The organism is Streptomyces sp. NPDC005262 (assembly GCF_042872425.1).
Taxonomy (GTDB): domain Bacteria; phylum Actinomycetota; class Actinomycetes; order Streptomycetales; family Streptomycetaceae; genus Streptomyces.
Genome location: NZ_JBIAKK010000004.1, coordinates 305,768 through 326,030, shown reverse-complemented (window position 1 = coordinate 326,030; position 20,263 = coordinate 305,768). Strand labels below are relative to the sequence as shown.

At 68.9% G+C, this 20,263-nt stretch carries 15 protein-coding genes; 8 read left to right on the top strand and 7 right to left on the bottom strand.

Annotated features, from left to right (window positions below; genetic code table 11):
• Window positions 1-189 precede the first annotated feature (189 nt).
• The 5 genes from ACFYP5_RS14610 to ACFYP5_RS14590 all read left to right on the top strand — a co-directional run bounded on the left by ACFYP5_RS14610 (window position 190) and on the right by ACFYP5_RS14590 (window position 6,013).
• Window positions 190-1,536 (top strand): L-fuconate dehydratase, encoded by a 1,347-nt coding sequence (locus tag ACFYP5_RS14610; protein WP_389035055.1) that lies wholly within the window; start codon window positions 190-192, stop codon window positions 1,534-1,536.
• On the top strand, window positions 1,533-2,312 hold the full coding sequence (locus ACFYP5_RS14605) for an SDR family NAD(P)-dependent oxidoreductase (RefSeq protein WP_389035053.1): 780 nt from the start codon (window positions 1,533-1,535) through the stop codon (window positions 2,310-2,312). Before ACFYP5_RS14610 ends, ACFYP5_RS14605 begins: the two co-directional genes overlap by 4 nt.
• 85 nt (window positions 2,313-2,397) lie before the next feature.
• Window positions 2,398-3,438: a sugar ABC transporter substrate-binding protein gene (locus tag ACFYP5_RS14600; protein ID WP_389035050.1), complete on the top strand. Its 1,041-nt coding sequence runs from the start codon at window positions 2,398-2,400 to the stop codon at window positions 3,436-3,438.
• 2 nt (window positions 3,439-3,440) lie between these two features.
• Entirely contained in the window at window positions 3,441-4,964 is a 1,524-nt protein-coding gene (locus ACFYP5_RS14595; RefSeq protein ID WP_389035048.1) for a sugar ABC transporter ATP-binding protein, read from the top strand.
• Window positions 4,961-6,013: an ABC transporter permease gene (locus ACFYP5_RS14590; protein ID WP_389035045.1), complete on the top strand. Its 1,053-nt coding sequence runs from the start codon at window positions 4,961-4,963 to the stop codon at window positions 6,011-6,013. The genes ACFYP5_RS14595 and ACFYP5_RS14590 overlap by 4 nt, the downstream gene beginning before the upstream one ends.
• Window positions 6,014-6,136: 123 nt before the next feature.
• Here the strand turns inward: ACFYP5_RS14590 and ACFYP5_RS14585 are convergent, their stop codons facing one another.
• The 5 genes from ACFYP5_RS14585 to ACFYP5_RS14565 all read right to left on the bottom strand — a co-directional run bounded on the left by ACFYP5_RS14585 (window position 6,137) and on the right by ACFYP5_RS14565 (window position 12,146).
• Window positions 6,137-6,808, bottom strand: a complete 672-nt coding sequence (locus ACFYP5_RS14585) for a FadR/GntR family transcriptional regulator (RefSeq protein WP_389035042.1) — start codon at window positions 6,806-6,808, stop codon at window positions 6,137-6,139.
• A gap of 352 nt (window positions 6,809-7,160) precedes the next feature.
• Complete coding sequence (locus ACFYP5_RS14580; protein WP_389035040.1) at window positions 7,161-8,771, bottom strand: FAD-dependent oxidoreductase; 1,611 nt, start codon at window positions 8,769-8,771, stop codon at window positions 7,161-7,163.
• 5 nt (window positions 8,772-8,776) lie between these two features.
• Window positions 8,777-10,303, bottom strand: a complete 1,527-nt coding sequence (glpK, locus tag ACFYP5_RS14575) for a glycerol kinase GlpK (protein ID WP_389035038.1) — start codon at window positions 10,301-10,303, stop codon at window positions 8,777-8,779.
• A 55-nt stretch (window positions 10,304-10,358) separates the two neighbouring features.
• Window positions 10,359-11,150 carry an MIP/aquaporin family protein gene (locus ACFYP5_RS14570; RefSeq protein ID WP_030918401.1) on the bottom strand — a complete coding sequence of 264 codons (792 nt, stop codon included), beginning with the start codon at window positions 11,148-11,150 and terminating at the stop codon, window positions 10,359-10,361.
• A gap of 231 nt (window positions 11,151-11,381) precedes the next feature.
• On the bottom strand, window positions 11,382-12,146 hold the full coding sequence (locus ACFYP5_RS14565) for an IclR family transcriptional regulator (RefSeq protein WP_313936456.1): 765 nt from the start codon (window positions 12,144-12,146) through the stop codon (window positions 11,382-11,384).
• A gap of 239 nt (window positions 12,147-12,385) precedes the next feature.
• On the opposite strand from ACFYP5_RS14565, the gene metH reads away from it, so the two are divergent.
• The 3 genes from metH (at window position 12,386) to ACFYP5_RS14550 (ending at window position 18,684) form a co-directional block, all read left to right on the top strand.
• Window positions 12,386-15,898 (top strand): methionine synthase, encoded by a 3,513-nt coding sequence (metH, locus tag ACFYP5_RS14560; protein ID WP_389035035.1) that lies wholly within the window; start codon window positions 12,386-12,388, stop codon window positions 15,896-15,898.
• Window positions 15,899-16,017: 119 nt separating this feature from the next.
• Window positions 16,018-16,719, top strand: coding sequence for an HAD family hydrolase (locus ACFYP5_RS14555; protein WP_389035032.1), 702 nt, complete (start codon window positions 16,018-16,020; stop codon window positions 16,717-16,719).
• A 363-nt stretch (window positions 16,720-17,082) separates the two neighbouring features.
• Window positions 17,083-18,684, top strand: coding sequence for an ABC transporter substrate-binding protein (locus tag ACFYP5_RS14550; RefSeq protein WP_389035029.1), 1,602 nt, complete (start codon window positions 17,083-17,085; stop codon window positions 18,682-18,684).
• A gap of 45 nt (window positions 18,685-18,729) precedes the next feature.
• On the opposite strand, the gene ACFYP5_RS14545 is transcribed toward ACFYP5_RS14550, so the two are convergent.
• Window positions 18,730-19,401, bottom strand: coding sequence for a response regulator (locus tag ACFYP5_RS14545; RefSeq protein ID WP_389035028.1), 672 nt, complete (start codon window positions 19,399-19,401; stop codon window positions 18,730-18,732).
• Between the two features lie 9 nt (window positions 19,402-19,410).
• Window positions 19,411-20,256 carry a RecB family exonuclease gene (locus ACFYP5_RS14540; protein WP_389035343.1) on the bottom strand — a complete coding sequence of 282 codons (846 nt, stop codon included), beginning with the start codon at window positions 20,254-20,256 and terminating at the stop codon, window positions 19,411-19,413.
• Window positions 20,257-20,263: the final 7 nt, after the last annotated feature.

The following is a 20,263-nucleotide window of genomic DNA, read 5'->3' as shown; positions in this document are numbered from 1 at the left end:
GCCCCTGTGCACGGCCGGGTGAACCCGGCCCCACGAGGTGCATCACCGGTCCAACCAGGGCATCTGTCTCCGAATACATCCGAGCTGTGTCGCGGGGATTTCGTCTCAACTCTGGACGTTGGGGCTGTCGCACCGCTATACATCGGATGACCGGAACAGAGGTCCGATGTTATTCCCCTGGGGGCGCACATGAGTCAGACCGTCACGGACTTCGAGGTCCACGACATCCGCTTTCCGACCTCGGAGCAACTGGACGGCTCGGACGCCATGAACCCCGATCCCGACTACTCCGCCGCCTATGTCGTCCTGCGCACCGGTGCCCCGCTCGGCTCGGAAGCGGACGGAACCGCCATCGAGGGCCATGGCTTCTGCTTCACCATCGGACGCGGCAACGAGGTCATGGCAGCGGCCATCGAAGCGATGCGCCCGTACGTGATCGGGCGCCCGGCCCCCCGTACCGCGGCCGATCTCGGCGCGCTGTACCGCGAGCTCACCCATGACTCGCAACTGCGCTGGCTCGGCCCCGAGAAGGGTGTGATGCACATGGCGGCCGGCGCGGTCGTCAACGCCGCCTGGGACCTGGCCGCCAAGCAGGCGGGCCGGCCCGTCTGGCAGTTCCTCTCCGAGATGACGCCGCAGGAGCTCGTCTCCCTCGTCGACTTCCGCTACCTCACCGATGTCCTCACCCCCGACGAGGCCCTCGAAATCCTGCAGGCCGCCGAACCGGGCCGCGCCGAGCGCGCCGAACGGCTGCGCGCCGAGGGCTACCCCGCGTACACCACCTCGCCGGGCTGGCTCGGCTACTCCGACGAAAAGCTGGTCCGGCTCGCGAAGGAGGCCGTCGCCGACGGCTTCACCCAGATCAAGCTGAAGGTCGGCGGAGACCTCGGCGACGACAAACGCAGACTCGCCCTGGCCCGCGAGGCCGTCGGACCTGACATCAGGATCGCCGTCGACGCCAACCAGCGGTGGGACGTCGCCGACGCGGTGGACTGGATGACCGCCCTCGCGCCGTACGACCCGCACTGGATCGAGGAACCGACCAGCCCCGACGACATCCTCGGCCACGCCGCCGTACGGGCCGGCCAGCCGATCAAGGTCGCCACCGGTGAACACGTCGCCAACCGCGTCGTGTTCAAGCAGCTGCTCCAGGCCGGCGCGGTCGACTTCGTCCAGATCGACGCCGCGCGCGTGGCGGGCGTCAACGAGAACTTGGCGATCCTGCTGCTCGCCGCCAAGTTCGGCGTGCCGGTCTGCCCGCACGCGGGCGGCGTCGGACTGTGCGAGCTGGTGCAGCACCTGTCGATGTTCGACTATGTGGCCGTCTCCGGCAGCTGGGAGAACCGCGTGATCGAGTACGTCGACCATCTCCACGAACACTTCGCCGACCCCACCGTGATCGAAGGGGGGCGTTACGTCGCCCCGCGAGCCCCGGGCTTCTCCGCCCGGATGCTCCCCGCCTCGATCACCGCACACCGCTACCCGGAGGGCCCCGTATGGCAGGCCCGCCACACGCCTGAGGAGGCCGACCGATGACCGGTACAAGGGACTTCGAGGGGATGTCCGCCCTGGTGACGGGCGGCGCCTCCGGTATCGGGGCCGCCGTCGCGACCCTGCTGCTGGAGCGCGGCGCGGACGTCGCCGTACTCGACCGGGAGACCGCCGGCGCCCCCGCGGGCACGCTCGCCCTCAAGGGGGACGTCACCGACGACGACGCCGTACGCGACGCGGTCGACCGGGCCGCCGCCGAACTGGGTGGTCTGCACACCCTGGTCTCCAACGCGGGCATCGGCTCCATCGGCACCGTCGAGGACAACGACGACGACGAGTGGACCCGCGTCCTGGACATCAACGTCCTCGGCATGGTCCGCACCGCCCGGCACGCCCTGCCCCATCTGCGGCGCGCGGCCGCCGGCCGCCCCGGCTCCGTCTCCATCACCCAGACCTGCTCCATCGCGGCGACCGCCGGGCTGCCGCAGCGCGCCCTGTACAGCGCCAGCAAGGGCGCTGTCCTCTCGCTGACCCTCGCCATGGCCGCCGACCATGTCCGTGAAGGAGTCCGCGTCAACTGTGTCAACCCCGGTACCGCGGACACCCCGTGGATCGGCCGGCTCCTCGGTCAGGCCGACGACCCGGCGGCCGAGCGCGCAGCCCTCAACGCCCGCCAGCCGCTGGGCCGGCTGGTGTCGGCCGACGAGGTGGCCGCCGCGATCGTCTACCTGGCGAGCCCCGCCGCCGCCTCCGTCACCGGCACGGCACTCGCCGTCGACGGCGGCATGCAGGGCCTGCGGCTTCGGCCCGCCGCCGACTGACCCCGCTCCACCACCCCTTGAGCCCCACGCACCAGTCTTTGCCAACCCAGCACCGAGCCGGTACTCCACAAAGGACGGGACACCAATGAGAGTGCGTACGACAAGTGCGGCAGCCTGCGCCGTACTGCTGGCCGTCACTGCCCTCGCGGGCTGCAACCGCGAGTCCACCGACGACGGCGCCGGCGCCGGGAAGGTCGGCATCGACCTGCCGCGCAGCGACAGCGACTTCTGGAACTCGTACCAGAGCTACATCGAGAAGGGCGTGAAGGCGGGCGACGTCAAGGCACTGCCCCTGACCAACTCCCAGAACGACATAGGCAAGCTCGTCGCCAACGTTCAGACCTTCACCGACCAGGGCGCCAAGGCGGTGGTGATGGCCCCGCAGGACACCGGCGCCATCGCCGAGTCGCTGAACACGCTGAACGACAAGAAGATCCCGGTCGTCAGCGTCGACACCCGCCCCGACAAGGGCAACGTCTACATGGTGGTGCGCGCCGACAACAAGGCGTACGGCACCAACGCCTGCAAGTACCTCGGCGAGCAGCTGAAGGGCAAGGGCAAGGTCGTCGAGTTCCAGGGCGACCTGTCCTCGATCAACGGCCGTGACCGGTCCCAGGCCTTCAAGGCCTGCATGGACAAGGACTACCCGGGCATCAAGGTTTTCGAGCTGGCCACCGACTGGAAGGGCGATGTGGCGTCCGCCAAACTCCAGTCGACGCTCGCCGCACACCCCGACATCAACGGCATCTACATGCAGGCCGGCGGCGTCTTCCTGCAGCCCACGCTCGCGCTCCTGGAGCAGAAGAAGCTGTTGAAGCCGGCCGGTACGGCGGGTCACATCACGATCATCTCGAACGACGGCATCCCGGAGGAGTTCGACGCCATCAGGTCGGGCAAGATCGACGCGACGATCTCCCAGCCCGCCGACCTGTACGCGAAGTACGCCCTGTACTACGCCAAGGCGGCCCTGGACGGCAAGACCTTCAAGGAAGGCCCGACCGACCACGACTCGAACATCATCAAGATTCCCAATGGTTTCGAGGACCAGCTTCCCGCGCCCCTGGTGACCAAGGACAACGTCGACGACCCGAAGCTGTGGGCCAATCAGCTGGAGAAGAAGAGCTAGCCATGGACCTGGCACCACCACCTGCCGTACAGGCGGAAGGCGTCGTCAAGCGCTTCGGGCCGACCGTGGCGCTCGACGGTGTGCAGCTCACCGTGCAGCCCGGCGAGTCCCATGCTCTCGTCGGCCGTAACGGCGCGGGCAAGTCCACCCTGGTGGGCGTACTGACCGGACTTCACAAGGCGGACGCGGGGACGGTCCGGTTCGGCGGGGAGCCCGCGCCCGCCTTCGGGGACACGACGGCCTGGCAGTCGAAGGTCGCATGCGTCTACCAGAAGTCCATGGTCGTGCCCGATCTGACCGTCGCCGAGAACCTCTTTCTCGGCCGGCTGGACGACGAGTCGCGCTGGATCAGCTGGGGGAGGCTCCGCGGGCGCGCGGAGGAGCTCCTCGCCGAGTACGGGGTACAGGTCGACCCGCGCACCCGTGCCAGGGATCTCGCCGTGGAGCAGCGGCAGTTCGTCGAGATCGCCCGGGCGCTGTCCTTCGGCGCCCGGCTGATCGTCCTCGACGAACCCACCGCCCAGCTCGACGCGCGGGGCATCGGCCGGCTCTTCGACAAGCTCCGGGAACTGCAGAGCCAGGGAGTGGCGTTCCTGTTCATCTCCCACCATCTGCAGGAGGTGTACGAGCTGTGCACCGCGGTCACCGTCTACCGCGACGCCCGCCATGTCCTGACCGCCCCGGTCGCCGACCTCGCCAAGAGCGAACTGGTCGCGGCGATGACCGGCGAGCAGGGCGGCGGATCCGCCGCCTGGCACGCGGGCGGTGCGCCGGCGGCGGTGCGGGACGGGTCTGCGGAGCCCGTACTGCGTACGGAAGGACTTGCCCTGGAGGGCCAGTTCGAGCCGCTGGATCTTCAGGTCCGCCCCGGCGAGGTGCTCGGCCTCGCCGGATCAGCGGCCAGCGGCAACACCGCGCTCGGTGAGACGCTCGCCGGGATGCGCAAGGCCACCGGCGGCACGGTCCGCGTACACGGGAGGTCCGTACGGTCCGGCAGCGTGCCGCACGCGCTGGACGCCGGGATCGGGTACATCCCCGAGGACCGGCACGACCAGGGACTCGTCCTCGGGCGCAGCGTCGCCGAGAACGCCACGCTCACGGTCACCGACCAGCTCGGACCGTGGGGGACCGTGCTGCCCTCCCGTACCCGGGAGTTCGCACGGTCGGTGATCGAGTCGCTGGACATCAAGACACAGGGTCCCGAACAGCCCGTCGCGGGCCTCTCGGGCGGAAACCAGCAGAAGGTGGTGGTCGCCCGCGCACTGGCCCGGAAGCCGAGCGTGCTGGTCGCGGTCCGGCCCACCGCGGGTGTGGACGTCAAGTCCAAGGACTCACTGCTGGGAGTCGTCCGGCGGGTCGCCGACGAAGGCAATGCCGCAGTCGTCGTCTCGGACGAGCTGGACGATCTGCGGGTCTGTGACCGGGTGCTCGCCCTGTTCCACGGGCGCGTGGTCGGGGCATTCGCAAGCGGGTGGACCGACGGGGAACTCGTCGCCGCCATGGAAGGTGTGGGGGAAAGGGAATGACCGGCACGATACGGCCGCCGGCGGCCGGCGACATCAACGGAGGGCCGAAGGGCGGGCTGGGCGAGGACAGCCCGCTGAGCCGGCTCAGGCTCATCCGGTGGAGCGACTTCTCCCTGGTGCCGGTGATCCTGGTGCTGATGGTGATCGGGTTCATCGTCTCGCCGGTGTTCCTCACCTCCGACAACCTGATCAGCGTCGTCCAGCAGTCCTCCGAGCTCAGCCTGCTGGTCCTCGGCCAGGCACTCATCCTCATCTGCGGACGGATGGACCTGTCACTGGAGTCGACCATCGGGATCGCGCCGGTCGTCGCGATGTGGCTGGTCCTGCCCACCGAGGGCGGCCGCTTCGCCGGCCTCGGCCTGCTGCCCACCTGGACGGCGATCCCGCTCTGCCTGCTGGTGGGCCTCGCGATCGGCGCGATCAACGGCTTTCTGATGCTGAAGCTGCGAGTCAACGGCTTCATCGCGACGCTCGGCATGCTCACCATGCTGCGCGGCCTGCACATCGGCATCACCGAGGGCAAGTCCATCACCGACGTCCCGGAGTCGTTCCGCTACCTGGGCAAGAGCGAGTGGCTCGGCGCACCGGCCGCGGTCTGGATCTGCCTGGTGCTCTTCGCGATCGGCGGCGCGGCGCTGGCCTGGCTGCGCCACGGGCGCTCGTTGTACGCGATCGGCGGCAACCCGGAGGCGGCGCGCGCCGCCGGCATCCGGGTCGACCGGGTCACCTGGATCGTGCTCGCCGTCGGCGGTCTGCTGGCGGCCTTCGCGGGCATCCTGTACACCGGCCACTACGGTGCGGTCGCCGCGACGCAGGGCAACGGCTGGATCTTCCAGGTGTTCGCGGCGGCGGTCATCGGCGGCATCAGCCTCAAGGGCGGGCGAGGCACGCTGTTCGGTGCGCTGACCGGCGTACTGACGCTGCAGTTGGTGGTCAATGTGATGACCCTGGGCGGCGTCCCGGCTCTGTGGAACCAGTTCCTCAACGGCGCGATCATCATTGTCGCGCTGGTCATCTCGCGCTTCGCGAGCGGTGAGAAACAGGACTGACCCGTACGTCCGCAAACGCCGGCGGGGCTGAGAAGTTCAGCCCCGCCGGCGTTTGCCGCGTGAGGTCCGGGGCGGAGCCCCGGTGGGGGAGGGGCGGGCAGCGGGATGAGCCCGCCGCCGGCGTCACAGCGTCGAACGCAGCCACTGCTCCACGCTCGCCACATGCACCGTCGCCCACGACCGCGCCGCCTCCGTGTCCCGGTCCCGCAGCGCCGACAGGATCGCCCGGTGCTCGTGCAGCGTGCGGCTGACCGCGTCCTCCTGCGTCAGGCCGCGCCAGACGCGGGCCCGTGTCGTCGGCCCGGAGAGACCGTCGAGCAGGGAGCAGAGCACCGAGTTCCCGGACGACTGCACGATGCCGCGGTGGAACTCCAGATCGCTGGCGACCAGCTCCTCCACCGAGGGCTGCGCGCCGAGCGCGTCCAACTGAGAACTCAGAACGCCGAGTTGGGCCTCGGTGATCCGGGTCGCGGCCATGGCCGTCGCGGCCGGCTCCAGGATCCGGCGGACTGCCAGGAACTCCAGCACCGTGTCGTCGCGGTGGAAGTCCACGACGAAGCTCAGTGCCTCCAGCAGCAACTGCGGGTCGAGGCTGGTGACGTAGGTGCCGTCGCCCTGCCGGACATCGAGGATGCGGATCAGGGAAAGGGCGCGGACCGCCTCGCGCAGCGAGTTGCGGGACAGCCCGAGCTCCGCCGCGAGTTCGCTCTCCTTGGGCAGACGGTCGCCGGGCCGTAGCGCGCCCGAGACGATCATTCCCTTGATCTTCTCGATCGCCTCGTCGGTGACAGCCATGACGGTCCTCCTGGATTCGGGCGGGATCAGACCTCGGAAGAAGACATCCGATGTCTCCCTTCATTATGGGGGTCGAAACAGGTGGATGAACCGGGTCTGCCGCAGCTGGTGACCGATCGCTCGGTCCCGGAGCGCCGACGGCGCCTCGCGCCGTGCCACCGGGGCGATCCGTGAACCGCTCCAGGGGCGGAGCACCGAGAACTTCATGCCTTCCGCTGTCCCCAGGTCACATCGCGCGGGATCGGCGCCACACCGGCCGCGCCAGGTCAGCGGGCACGGGCGTAGGTCGGTACGCGGACGGGGGCGGCTCCCCCCGTGGAAGCCGCCCCCGTCCGCGTGCCCGTCGCCCGCCTCAGCCCTTGTCGGCCAGCAGGCCCTCGACCTTGGTCCGGATCTCGTCCGTGGCCAGGCCGCGGATCGTCAGCGTCGTCCGGCGGCGCAGCACGTCGTCGGCCGTCTCGGCCCACTCGTGGTCGCGCGCGTAGGCGACCTGCGCCCAGATCTCCGGCGCGTCCGGGTGGATGCGCTCGGCCAGCGCCGGGTTGTCGTTCGCCAGCCGCGCGATGTCGAAGGAGAGCGAGCCGTAGTGGGTGGCGAGGTGCCGCGCGGTGTCGGCGGCCATCCGGGGTCCGGGCGTTCCGCCGTCGATCAGCAGCCGGTGCGCGACCGCGTTCGGGTTGGCGATGCCGGGCAGCGGGAGCTTCTTCGGCAGACGGGCCATCGGCTCCATGTCCTCGGCCAGTGGGTGCCCGGGGAGCGCGGCCAGCTTGTTCATCACCGTACGGCCGATGTGACGGAACGTCGTCCACTTGCCGCCGGCGACCGACAGCATCCCGCCGCGGCCCTCCGTCACGACCGTCTCGCGCTTGGCCTTGGACGTGTCGCCGGGGCCGCCCGGCAGTACCCGCAGGCCCGCGAAGGAGTACGTGATCAGGTCACGCGACAGCTGCTGGTCCTTGATCGAGAACGCCGCCTCGTCCAGGATCTGCGCGGTGTCCTTCTCGTTGACCGCGACGTCCGCCGGATCGCCGTCGTACTCCTCGTCGGTCGTACCGAGCAGCAGCATGTCCTCCCAGGGCAGGGCGAACGTGATGCGGTACTTGTCGATCGGCGTGGCGAGCGCCGCCTTCCAGGGGCGGGTGCGCTTCAGGACGAGGTGCGCCCCCTTGGACAGACGTATGGAAGGCGCCGCGTCCGGGTCCTCCATCTTCCGCAGGTGGTCGACCCACGGTCCGGTGGCGTTCAGGACGAGCCGGGCGGTGACGCCGAACTCCGTGCCGTCCGTACGGTCCTCCAGGTCGGCGCCCGTCACCCGGCCCTTGGTGAACCGCAGCCCGGTCACCGCGGCGTGGTTGAGGACGACCGCGCCCGCGTCGACGGCCGCACGGACCGTCATCAGTGCCATCCGGGCATCGTTCATCTGGTCGTCGCCGTACACCGCGACGGCCTTCAGGTTGTCCGTACGCAGCTCGGGCACATCGCGCTGCGCCTTCGCCGGGCTGATCACATGGCCGACGCCGTCACCGAACGCGGACAGCGCCGAGTACGCGAACACACCCGCGCCCAGCTTGGCCGCGCCGTGCGGCCCGCCCTTGTAGACGGGCAGGTAGAAGGTGAGCGGGTTGGCCAGGTGCGGGGCCACCTGACGGGACACCGCACGTCGCTCGAAGTGGTTCTCCGCGACCAGCTTCACCGCGCCGGTCTGCAGGTAGCGCAGGCCGCCGTGGAGCAGCTTGGAGGAGGCGGAGGAGGTGGCGCCGGCGAAGTCGCCGGCGTCCACCAGAGCCACCCGCAGCCCGGACTGCGCGGCGTGCCAGGCGGTGGAGATGCCCAGGATGCCGCCACCGATCACCAGGAGGTCGTACGTCGCCTTGGAGAGCTGCTCCCGAGTCTCGGCGCGGCTCGGAAGGGAGCCGGAGGCCGGGTGCGTCCCGAGGGCCGGGACGCTCTGCAGGGTGGTCATGTCGATTACTCCTCGTCTTCGATCCAGCCCATGGTCCGTTCCACGGCCTTGAGCCAGCTCTTGTACTCGCGGTCGCGGGTGTCCGCGTCCATGCGGGGGGTCCACTCGGCGGCCCGGCGCCAGTTGGCGCGCAGCGCGTCGGTGTCCGGCCAGAAGCCGACGGCGAGACCGGCGGCGTAGGCGGCGCCGAGGCAGGTCGTCTCGGCGACCATGGGACGCACCACGGGTGCGTCCAGGAAGTCGGCGAGCGTCTGCATCAGCAAGTTGTTGGAGGTCATGCCGCCGTCGACCTTGAGGGCCGTCAGCTCGACCCCCGAGTCCTTGGTCATGGCGTCGGTGATCTCGCGGGTCTGCCAGGCGGTGGCCTCCAGTACGGCACGGGCGATGTGCGCCTTGGTGACGTACCTGGTCAAGCCGGCGATGATGCCGCGGGCATCGGAACGCCAGTACGGGGCGAACAGGCCGGAGAAGGCGGGCACGAAGTACGCGCCGCCGTTGTCCTCGACCGACGAGGCCAGCGTCTCGATCTCGGCCGCGGAGTTGATCAGGCCCATCTGGTCGCGCATCCACTGCACCAGCGAGCCGGTGACGGCGATGGAGCCTTCCAGGGCGTAGACCGGCTTCTGGTCGCCGATCCGGTAGCCGACGGTCGTCAGCAGCCCGTTGTACGAGTTGACGGGCGTCTCACCGGTGTTCATCAGCATGAAGGTGCCGGTGCCGTACGTGGACTTGGCCTCGCCCTCGGAGAAACAGGTCTGGCCGAAGAGGGCGGCCTGCTGGTCGCCGAGCGCGGACGCGACCGGGACGCCGGCCAGGACGCCGTCCTTTGCGCTGCCGTACACCTCGGCGGAGGAGCGGATCTCGGGCAGCACGGCCGCCGGGATGTCCATGGACGCGAGGATCTTGTCGTCCCACGCCATGGTGTGCAGATTCATCAGCAGGGTGCGCGAGGCGTTGGTGACGTCGGTGACATGGACGCCGCCCTCGGTGCCACCGGTCAGGTTCCAGATGACCCAGGAGTCCATGGTGCCGAAGAGGATGTCGCCGCGCTCGGCGCGCTCGCGCAGGCCCTCGACGTTGTCGAGCAACCAGCGGACCTTGGGGCCGGCGAAGTACGAGGCGAGCGGCAGCCCGGTCTCGCGGCGGAAGCGGTCCTGGCCGACGTTGCGGCCGAGTTCCTTGCAGAGCGCGTCCGTGCGGGTGTCCTGCCAGACGATGGCGTTGTGGACGGGCTCACCGGTGTTCTTGTCCCAGAGCAGCGTGGTCTCGCGCTGGTTGGTGATGCCGATCGCCTTGACGTCGGCGGCGGTGATACCCGCCTTGACGACGGAGCCGGCGACGACTTCCTGGACGTTCTCCCAGATCTCGGCCGCGTCGTGCTCGACCCAGCCCGGCTTCGGGAAGATCTGCGCGTGCTCCTTCTGATCGACGGAGACGATCCGGCCGTCCTTGTCGAAGATGATGCAGCGGCTCGACGTGGTGCCCTGGTCGATCGCCGCGATGAACGGTCCGGTGGTGTGTGCGTCGGTCACGGTGTGCTCCTGGAAGTCTGTGGGATCTGAGGGTTACGGCTCAGGGCTCTACGGTTCACGCGAAGGCGAGGTTGTAGAGACCGCCCGCGATCGCGCCGCCGATGAGGGGGCCGACGACCGGGATCCAGGCGTAGCCCCAGTCGGAGCCACCCTTGTTCGGCAGCGGCAGCAGCGCGTGCACGATACGCGGACCGAGGTCGCGAACGGGGTTGATTGCGTAACCGGTCGGGCCGCCGAGCGAGAGGCCGATGCTGACGACGACCAGGGAGGTGATCAGCGCGCCGAGCGTGCCGAGCCCGTTGCCGTCGTTGTTCAGGCCCTGGGTGAGGATCGCCAGGACCAGCACGACGGTGGCGATGACCTCGGTGACCACGTTCTGCACGGCATTCCGGATCTCCGGGCCGGTCGAGAAGATGCCCAGCACCGGGCCGGCCTTCGGGGCGGCGGCCTGGTCGACCATGCCCTCTTCACTCGGTCGGCTGTACAGGGTCTCCGGGTCCGTCAGATGGGCCCGGAACTGTCCGTAGTAGGTCAGCCAGACCAGCACCGCGCCGATCATCGCGCCGAGCAGCTGGGAGCCGATGTACAGCGGTACGTCGCTCCACGCGGTACCACCCTTGATCGCGAGACCGATCGTGACGGCGGGGTTGAGGTGGGCCCCGGACACGCCGCCGGCCAGATACGCGGCCGTCAGTACTGCGAAACCCCACCCGAAGGCGATCGAGAGCCAGCCGGCGTTCTGTGCCTTGGAGTGCTTGAGAGTGACGGCGGCACAGACACCACCGCCGAGCAGGATGAGTACGGCGGTACCGATGGTCTCGCCGATGAAGATGTCGGAGCTGGACACCCGCGACTCCTTTGTCCTTCGTCCAGGGAAGCCGAACCCCGGGTCCCTCCGGTGGTCCGCGCCCTCAGGTGAGGGCTTCACCGGCCCTTGGCACTGTCACACCCTAGCGCGTATTGCCGTTAGGCGTTCGACAATGTCGACCGATGAACGGCAGTGTTTCTCCCTGGTGAATGAAGCGTCAAGGGTTGTGGGACGGATAACACGATCGTTATCGATGATCCGTCAAACCGGTCAGAAGCGCCCGGCGCCGAGATCCCGGGAGACCGCCCGCGCGCAGTCCCGTACGGCGGCCACCAGCTCGGGGCGCAGCTCGCCGCCGGAGCAGACCCGTTCCACCGCGCCGGTCACCGCCACCGCGCCCACCGGCATCCGGCGCCGGTCGTGGATCGGGGCGGCCACCGCGGCCACTCCTTCCCAGGTCTCCTCCACGTCGGCCGCCCAGCCGCGCGCCCGAGTCAGATCGAGCACCGTCTCGAACTCCTCCAGATCGGTGACGGTGCGCGGGGTGAAGGGCTGCCGCTCGCCTTCGACGGCCTCCGTGTGTGCCACCGGGTCGTACGCCGCCAGCACCTTGCCCAGTGCCGTGGAGTGCAGCGGCTGCATCGCCCCGACCTCCAGGACCTGCCGGCTGTCGTCGGGCCGGAACACGTGGTGGACGATGAGCACGCCCTGCTGGTGCAGGACGCCCAGATGGGCGCTCTCGCCGCTGGAGCGGGCCAGGTCGTCCGTCCAGACCAGGGCGCGCGCACGCAGCTCGTGGACGTCCAGATAGCTGTTGCCCAGGCGCAGCAGTTCGGCGCCCAGTTGGTAGCGCCCGGACGCCGCGTCCTGTTCGACGAAGCCCTCGTGCTGGAGTGTGCGCAGGATGCCGTGTGCGGTGCCCTTGGCCAGGCCCAGGGAGGAGGAGATGTCGGAGAGCCCCAGCCGACGTTCGCCACCTGCCAGCAGGCGCAGCATCGCCGCCGCCCGCTCGAGCGACTGGATGTTCTTGGCCATGACGCCGTACTCCTCCATTGTGGTTCGACAATGCTGAACACTATCGGTCGATGTCGACCCATGCCCGGTCGTGCGGGGAACCCGCTCGACTGCTCGGATCCGGATGGCCCCCGCACAGCATGCCGTCCGTCACGTGGGACACAGTGACGCTCCGAGGCGCTGCCCGGCTACCCTGACGAGGTGCGGCCTCCTCCGGAAGCCGTGAAGCCGACAGCCGTCGCATCCCTGGGAGCACATCCATGGCCTCGTTGCCGACCCTTTCCGCCGACAGCCGGAACCGAGCCGAAGCCCTCCGCGAGGCGCTCGCCACCCGAGTGGTCGTGGCCGACGGTGCCATGGGCACCATGCTCCAGGCGCAGGATCCCACCCTTGAGGACTTCCAGAACCTCGAAGGCTGCAACGAGATCCTCAACGTCACCCGCCCGGACATCGTGCGCTCCGTGCACGAGGAGTACTTCGCGGTCGGCGTGGACTGTGTCGAGACGAACACCTTCGGCGCCAACGCATCGGCCCTGGGCGAGTACGACATTCCCGAGCGCATCCACGAGCTCTCGGAGTCCGGCGCGCGCATCGCCCGCGAGGTGGCCGACGAGTTCACCGCCTCCACCGGTCAGCAGCGCTGGGTGCTCGGCTCCATCGGCCCCGGCACCAAGCTGCCGACGCTGGGCCACGCGCCGTACACCGTGCTCCGCGACGGTTTCCAGCAGAACGCCGAGGGCCTGATCGCCGGCGGTGCGGACGCGCTCATCATCGAGACGACGCAGGACCTCCTGCAGACCAAGGCCGCGGTACTGGGTGCGCGACGGGCGCTCGAGGCGATGGGCAGCGACCTTCCGCTGCTCTGCTCGCTGGCGTTCGAAACGACCGGCACCATGCTGCTCGGCTCGGAGATCGGTGCCGCGCTGACCGCACTCGAACCGCTCGGCGTCGACATGATCGGCCTGAACTGCTCGACCGGCCCGGCGGAGATGAGCGAGCATCTGCGCTACCTCACGCGCCACTCGCGTATCCCGTTGCTCTGCATGCCCAACGCCGGACTTCCGGTGCTCACCAAGGACGGTGCGCACTTCCCGCTCGGCCCCGAAGGACTGGCCGACGCGCAGGAGACGTTCGTCCAGGAATACGGCCTCTCGCTGGTCGGCGGCTGCTGCGGTACGACTCCGGAGCACCTGCGGCAGGTCGTCGAGCGTGTGCGCGGCGCGGCTCTCGTCCCCCGCGACCCGCGGCCCGAGCCCGGCGCCGCCTCGCTGTACCAGACCGTCCCGTTCCGTCAGGACACCTCGTACCTCGCCATCGGCGAGCGTACGAACGCCAACGGATCCAAGAAGTTCCGCGAGGCCATGCTGGAGGCCCGCTGGGACGACTGCGTGGAGATGGCGCGCGACCAGATCCGCGAGGGCGCGCACATGCTCGACCTCTGCGTCGACTACGTCGGCCGCGACGGAGTCGCGGACATGGAAGAGCTGGCCGGCCGTTTCGCCACCGCGTCCACGCTCCCGATCGTGCTCGACTCCACCGAGCTGCCGGTCCTTAGGGCCGGACTGGAGAAGCTCGGCGGCCGGGCCGTCCTCAACTCGGTCAACTACGAGGACGGCGACGGGCCGGAGTCCCGCTTCGCCAAGGTCACCGCACTGGCTGTCGAGCACGGCGCCGCGCTCATCGCCCTGACCATCGACGAGGAGGGCCAGGCCCGCACCGTCGAGCACAAGGTCGCCGTCGCCGAGCGGCTGATCGATGACCTGACCGGCAACTGGGGCGTCCACGAGTCGGACATCCTCATGGACGCGCTGACCTTCACCATCTGCACCGGTCAGGAGGAGTCCCGCAAGGACGGCATCGCCACCATCGGTGCCATCCGCGAGCTCAAGCGACGCCATCCCGACGTCCAGACCACGCTCGGCCTGTCGAACATCTCCTTCGGTCTCAACCCAGCCGCTCGAGTCGTCCTGAACTCCGTCTTCCTCGACGAGTGCGTCAAGGCCGGTCTCGACTCCGCCATCGTGCACGCGTCGAAGATCCTGCCGATCGCGCGCCTGGAGGAGGAGCAGGTGAAGGTCGCACTCGACCTCATCTACGACCGCCGCGCCGAAGGCTACGACCCGCTGCAGCGGCTCATGGAGCTCTTCGAGGGCGTCAACATGAAGTCGATGAAGGCCGGCAAGGCCGAGGAGCTCCTCGCGCTGCCGCTCGACGAGCGCCTCCAGCGCCGCATCATCGACGGTGAGAAGAACGGCCTGGAGACCGACCTCGACGAGGCACTGCAGACCCGTCCGGCGCTCGACATCGTCAACGACACACTGCTCGAGGGCATGAAGGTCGTCGGCGAACTGTTCGGTTCCGGCCAGATGCAGCTGCCGTTCGTGCTCCAGTCCGCCGAGGTCATGAAGTCCGCCGTGGCCTACCTGGAACCGCACATGGAGAAGTCCGACGCGGAGGGCAAGGGCACGATCGTCCTGGCCACCGTCCGTGGCGACGTCCACGACATCGGTAAGAACCTCGTCGACATCATCCTGTCCAACAACGGCTTCAACGTCGTCAACATCGGCATCAAGCAGCCGGTCTCCGCGATCCTGGAGGCCGCGCAGGAGCACCGCGCCGATGTCATCGGCATGTCCGGCCTCCTGGTGAAGTCCACCGTGATCATGAAGGAGAACCTGGAGGAGCTGAACCAGCGCAAGCTGGCCGCCGAATATCCGGTGATCCTCGGCGGCGCGGCTCTCACCAGGGCCTATGTCGAGCAGGACCTTCACGAGATCTACGAGGGCGAGGTCCGCTACGCCCGCGACGCGTTCGAGGGCCTGCGTCTGATGGATGCCCTGATCGCGGTGAAGCGCGGTGTCCCCGGCGCCGCGCTCCCGGAGCTCAAGCAGCGCCGGGTGCCCAAGCGGGAGACCGCCGTGCTGGAGGTCGACGAGCCGGAGGAGGGCGTCCGCTCCGACGTCGCCACCGACAACCCGGTCCCCGAGCCCCCGTTCTGGGGCACCCGCGTCGTCAAGGGCATCCAGCTCAAGGAGTACGCCTCCTGGCTCGACGAGGGTGCGCTCTTCAAGGGGCAGTGGGGTCTGAAGCAGGCCCGCGCCGGTGACGGGCCGACGTACGAGGAGCTCGTGGAGACCGAGGGCCGCCCGCACCTGCGTGGCTGGCTCGACAAGCTGCACACGGAGAACCTGCTGGAAGCCGCCGTCGTCTACGGCTACTTCCCCTGCGTGTCCAAGGGCGACGACCTGATCCTGCTCCACGAGGACGGCTCGGAGCGCACCCGCTTCACCTTCCCGCGCCAGCGCCGCGGCCGCCGCCTCTGTCTTGCTGACTTCTTCCGTCCCGAGGAGTCCGGCGAGACGGATGTGATCGGCCTCCAGGTCGTCACGGTCGGCTCGAAGATCGGCGGGGAGACCGCCAAGCTCTTCGAAGCCAACTCCTACCGCGACTACCTGGAGCTGCACGGCCTCTCCGTCCAGCTGGCCGAGGCCCTCGCCGAGTACTGGCACGCCCGGGTCCGCTCCGAGCTCGGCTTCGGCGGCGAGGACCCGTCCGACGTCGAGGACATGTTCGCGCTGAAGTACCGCGGTGCGCGCTTCTCCCTCGGCTACGGCGCCTGCCCCGATCTCGAGGACCGGGCGAAGATCGCCGACCTGCTCCAGCCCGAGCGGATCGGGGTGCACCTCTCCGAGGAGTTCCAGCTGCACCCGGAGCAGTCCACCGACGCGATCGTCATCCACCACCCGGAGGCGAAGTACTTCAACGCGCGGTAGAAAATGATCGACGCGTTGTCGCGGGTCGAGTCGTACACTGGTCGGTCCAGTGCAGGCCGGTCGCCTTTTCCTCCGGAAACGGTGACCGGCCTTCTCGTCCCTCGTGGAAGGTGTGCCGCATGACCAGTACGGTCTCCGCGTCCTTGACCCGTATGGCCGACGGCGCCGCCCTTCAGGCCGTCTTTCTCGACATGGACGGCACCCTGGTCGACACCGAGGGTTTCTGGTGGGACGCCGAAGTCGAAGTCTTCGCCCACCTCGGTCACCGGCTGGACGAGGCGTGGAAGAACGTGGTCGTCGGCGGCCCGATGACCCGCAGCGCCGGCTACCTCATCGATGTCACCGGTGCGGACATCACGCTCCCCGAGCTGACCGTGCTGCTCAACGACAGCTTCGAGGCGCGCATCGGCCGGGGTGTACCGCTGATGCCGGGCGCCGCCCGGCTGCTCGCCGAGCTGGCGGCCCATGAGGTGCCGACCGCCCTGGTCTCCGCCTCGCACCGGCGCATCATCGACCGGGTGCTGGACTCGGTCGGGCGCCACCACTTCTCGCTCACCGTCGCAGGCGACGAGGTCTCCCGGACGAAGCCGCACCCGGAGCCCTATCTCACCGCCGCCTCGGGCTTCGGGGTGGCTCCGGAGCGCTGCGCGGTCATCGAGGACACCGCGACCGGTGTCGCCGCGGCGGAGGCGGCCGGCTGCCGGGTCGTCGCAGTGCCGTCCGTGGCGCCGATCGCACCCGCCTCCGGACGGGTCGTCGTGGGCTCCCTAGAAGAAGTCGATCTCGCATTTCTCCGGGGACTGGTCACCGGAGCGCGTTGATACGTGTACCGAGAGTATTTCTGTGAATAAACAGCGAAACTCTCGCCGTTGCGATGTGCGCATTTCGTCTTACGTGCGTGTGCGTAAGGCGGGGGCATGCCAAAGCCAGGAAATGGTTCGGGCGTGAGTTTTATCACGCCCCGGGCTTTTGGGCCCCTTCAAGATCGACCTAGCTGTCCGTTTTGATCCACCCGTTCGTCCCGATTCGTGAAGTCCTGTACGGAACGTACCCCGCTCGGGAAAACGGCTCGCAGACCATTTCCCTCATCATTCGATTACGCAGCGCAGAGCACCCGTCCGGCATTACCGGCGGCGCCTACTAATGTCGTTTTCTCAATGGCCGGATGAGGGAGAACGTCCAAGATGAACCGCAAGACTCTGGTGCTGCCGGCCGTCGTCGGCCTGCTCGCGCCCGTACTCGCCGCCTGCGGCGGGACGGATGGCGGGAGCGATGGCAAGGCCGCCATCGTTGTCGGCACCACGGACCAGTTCGTCGCCACCGAGGACAACCCCGCGCCGCTCGATCCCGCCATAGGCTACGAAGCAGGCGTCTGGAACGTCCTGCGGCAGACCGTGCAGACCCTGACCCACGTGCCGCGTGGCGGCGGCCAGCCCGTCCCCGAGGCAGCCAGGAGCTGCACCTTCACCGACCGGGAGAACGAGAGCTACCGCTGCAAGCTGCGCAGTGGCCTCACGTTCGCCGACGGCACGCCTGTCACCGCCGAGGACGTCAAGTACTCCATCAACCGCGTCATCGACATCAAGTCCGACAGTGGCCCCGTCGGTCTGCTCGCCAACATCGACACGATCGAGACGAGCGGTGACGACGAAGTCATCTTCCACCTGAAGACGCCGGACGCGACCTTCCCGTACAAGCTCGCCACCCCGGCCGCCGGCATCGTGCAGAAGAGCAAGTACCCGGCGAGGTCCCCGCGCAGCGGCTTCCAGGTCGACGGCTCCGGTCCGTACACGATGAAGCCGGAGGTCAGGAACGACCAGGTCGTCAAGGTCGTCTTCACCAGGAACCCGCACTACAAGGGCGATCTGAAGGTCCTCAACGACAAGGTCGAGCTGGACCTCTTCCCCGACGCCAAGGCGATGGGCGAGGCGCTCGACACCCAGAAGATCGACATGATGACCCGCACCATGTCCCCCGGACAGGCTCAGCAGATGCTGGAGCAGCCGAAGGACGGCATCAAGCTCACCGAGATGCCCGGCCTCGCCATCAGCTATCTCGCCTTCGACACCACCGACCCCGCGGTGAAGAGCAAGGCCGTCCGGCAGGCCATCGCCCAGGTCGTCGACCGCGGCCAGATCGCCGGTCAGGTCTACGGCGCCACCGCCGAGCCGCTCTACTCGCTCATCCCGTCCAGCATCACCGGGCACACCAACTCGTTCTACAACAAGTACGGCGAGCCCAGCACCACCAAGGCCGCCGCGATCCTGCAGGACGCCGGCATCCAGACGCCGGTGAAATTCACCCTGCACTACACGACCGACCACTACGGTCCCGCCACCGCCACCGAGTTCAAGGCGCTGAAGAAGCAGCTCAACGCCACCGGGCTGTTCGACGTCAACGTTCAGGGCACCCCCTGGGCGAAGTACCGCCCCGCCCAGAAGCGCGGCGACTACGCCGTCTACGGCATGGGCTGGTTCCCCGACTTCCCGGACCCGGACAACTACACGGCGCCGTTCCTCGACAGGAACAACTTCCTCAACTCGCCGTACAGGTCCGCAGTGGCCCAGAACACGCTGATCCCGCAGTCCCGCCGGGAGGAGGACCGGGCCTCGGCCGCCAAGACCTTCCAGAAGCTCCAGGACATCGTCGCCACCGACGTGCCGGTACTTCCGGTCTGGCAGGGCAAGCAGTACGTCGCCTCCCGCGACGGCCTCACCGGCGTCGAGTGGTCGGTCAATTCCTCGGCCGACCTGCAGCTCTGGGAGCTCGGCCGCAGCGCCGTCTGAATCACGGTGCCATCCCGGCGTCCCGTCCCGGCCGCACCGGCCGGATCACTGGGCGCCGGGGCGCACCAACCCGCTCTCGTACGCGTACACCGCGGCCTGCACCCGGTCGCGCAGCCCCAGCTTCGTCAGCACATGGCCCACATGTGTCTTGACCGTCGTCTCGCTGACGAACAGGTCGGCGGCGATCTCCGCATTCGACAGACCGCGCGCCACCAGCTTCAACACCTCCACCTCACGCTCGGTCAGCGTGTGCAGCGTGTCCGGCACGGCGTCCTCGCCCGACGGCAGATGGTCCGCGTACTTGTCGAGCAGCCTGCGTGTGATGCTCGGGGCGAGCATCGCCTCGCCCGCAGCGACCACCCGGATCGCCTGCACCAGCTCATCGGCCGGAGCATCCTTCAGCAGAAAGCCGCTGGCACCGGCGCGCAACGCCTCCACCACGTACTCGTCGAGATCGAACGTGGTCAGCACCAGCACCTTCGCCGGACCGTCCCGGCCCGGCCCGGTGATCTGACGCGTCGCCTCGACGCCGTCCATCCGCGGCATGCGGATGTCCATCAGCACCACATCGGGCTGCAGCGCCCGCACCTGATCGAGGGCCTGGAGGCCGTCACCGGCCTCACCCACCACCGCAAGGTCTCCCTCGGCCTCCAGAATCATCCGGAAGCCGGTGCGCAGCAGCGGCTGGTCATCGACCAGTAGGACGCGGATTGCCACCAGATCTCCTCAAGGTCCTTCGACGGCCGCAGGCCGGCCGGTCCCGGCCCGGACCGGGCCCATTGTGCCCTGGCCACCCTGCCCTGATTCCGCCGACCGGACGGACAGCGGGTATACCGGGGGAGTCCCGCCGAATTCCGGACAGACCGCCTGGTGGTCGCACCAGCCGCAGAGTTTCGTCGGCCGGGGCCGCCACTCGCCCGTCTCCGTGGCCAGCCGGATCGCTTCCCACAGGGCCAGCAGCTTGCGCTCCACCCGCTCCAGATCAGCCACGACCGGGTCGTACGTCATGACGTCGCCGCTGCCCAGATAGACCAGCTGCAGCCGCCGCGGCACCACACCCTTCAGCCGCCAGATCACCAGGGCGTAGAACTTCATCTGGAACAGGGCGCCCTCCGCGTACTCCGGCCGCGGTGCCTTTCCCGTCTTGTAGTCGACGATCCGGACCTCGCCCGTCGGCGCCACATCGATCCGGTCGATCACCCCGCGCAGCCGCAGCCCGGACTCCAGCTCCGTCTCGACGAACAGCTCCCGCTCGGCCGGCTCCAGCCGGGTCGGATCCTCCAGCGAGAACCACCGCTCGACCAGCCGCTCCGCCTCCGACAGCCAACGGGAGAGCCGCTCACCCTCCGCATCGCCGGCGAACAGCTCCGACAGCTCCGGCTTCGACTCCAGCAGCCGGTCCCACTGGCCGGGGATCAACGCCGTGGCCCGGCCGGCCGTACGCTCCACCGCCGGATTGTCGAACAGCCGCTCCAGCACCGCATGGACCAGCGTGCCCCGGGTAGCTGCCTCGCTGGGCTTCTCCGGCAGCCTGTCGATGACCCGGAACCGGTACAGCAGAGGACACTGCATGAAGTCA

Excerpts from the sequence above, each read along its gene's own strand:
- ACFYP5_RS14610 (WP_389035055.1), top strand. The coding sequence starts at position 190 with ATGAGTCAGACCGTCACGGACTTCGAGGTCCACGACATCCGCTTTCCG.
- ACFYP5_RS14605 (WP_389035053.1), top strand. The coding sequence starts at position 1,533 with ATGACCGGTACAAGGGACTTCGAGGGGATGTCCGCCCTGGTGACGGGC.
- ACFYP5_RS14600 (WP_389035050.1), top strand. The coding sequence starts at position 2,398 with ATGAGAGTGCGTACGACAAGTGCGGCAGCCTGCGCCGTACTGCTGGCC.
- ACFYP5_RS14595 (WP_389035048.1), top strand. The coding sequence starts at position 3,441 with ATGGACCTGGCACCACCACCTGCCGTACAGGCGGAAGGCGTCGTCAAG.
- ACFYP5_RS14590 (WP_389035045.1), top strand. The coding sequence starts at position 4,961 with ATGACCGGCACGATACGGCCGCCGGCGGCCGGCGACATCAACGGAGGG.
- ACFYP5_RS14585 (WP_389035042.1), bottom strand. The coding sequence starts at position 6,808 with ATGGCTGTCACCGACGAGGCGATCGAGAAGATCAAGGGAATGATCGTC.
- ACFYP5_RS14580 (WP_389035040.1), bottom strand. The coding sequence starts at position 8,771 with ATGACCACCCTGCAGAGCGTCCCGGCCCTCGGGACGCACCCGGCCTCC.
- ACFYP5_RS14565 (WP_313936456.1), bottom strand. The coding sequence starts at position 12,146 with ATGGCCAAGAACATCCAGTCGCTCGAGCGGGCGGCGGCGATGCTGCGC.
- metH (WP_389035035.1), top strand. The coding sequence starts at position 12,386 with ATGGCCTCGTTGCCGACCCTTTCCGCCGACAGCCGGAACCGAGCCGAA.
- ACFYP5_RS14555 (WP_389035032.1), top strand. The coding sequence starts at position 16,018 with ATGACCAGTACGGTCTCCGCGTCCTTGACCCGTATGGCCGACGGCGCC.
- ACFYP5_RS14550 (WP_389035029.1), top strand. The coding sequence starts at position 17,083 with ATGAACCGCAAGACTCTGGTGCTGCCGGCCGTCGTCGGCCTGCTCGCG.
- ACFYP5_RS14540 (WP_389035343.1), bottom strand. The coding sequence starts at position 20,256 with ATGCAGTGTCCTCTGCTGTACCGGTTCCGGGTCATCGACAGGCTGCCG.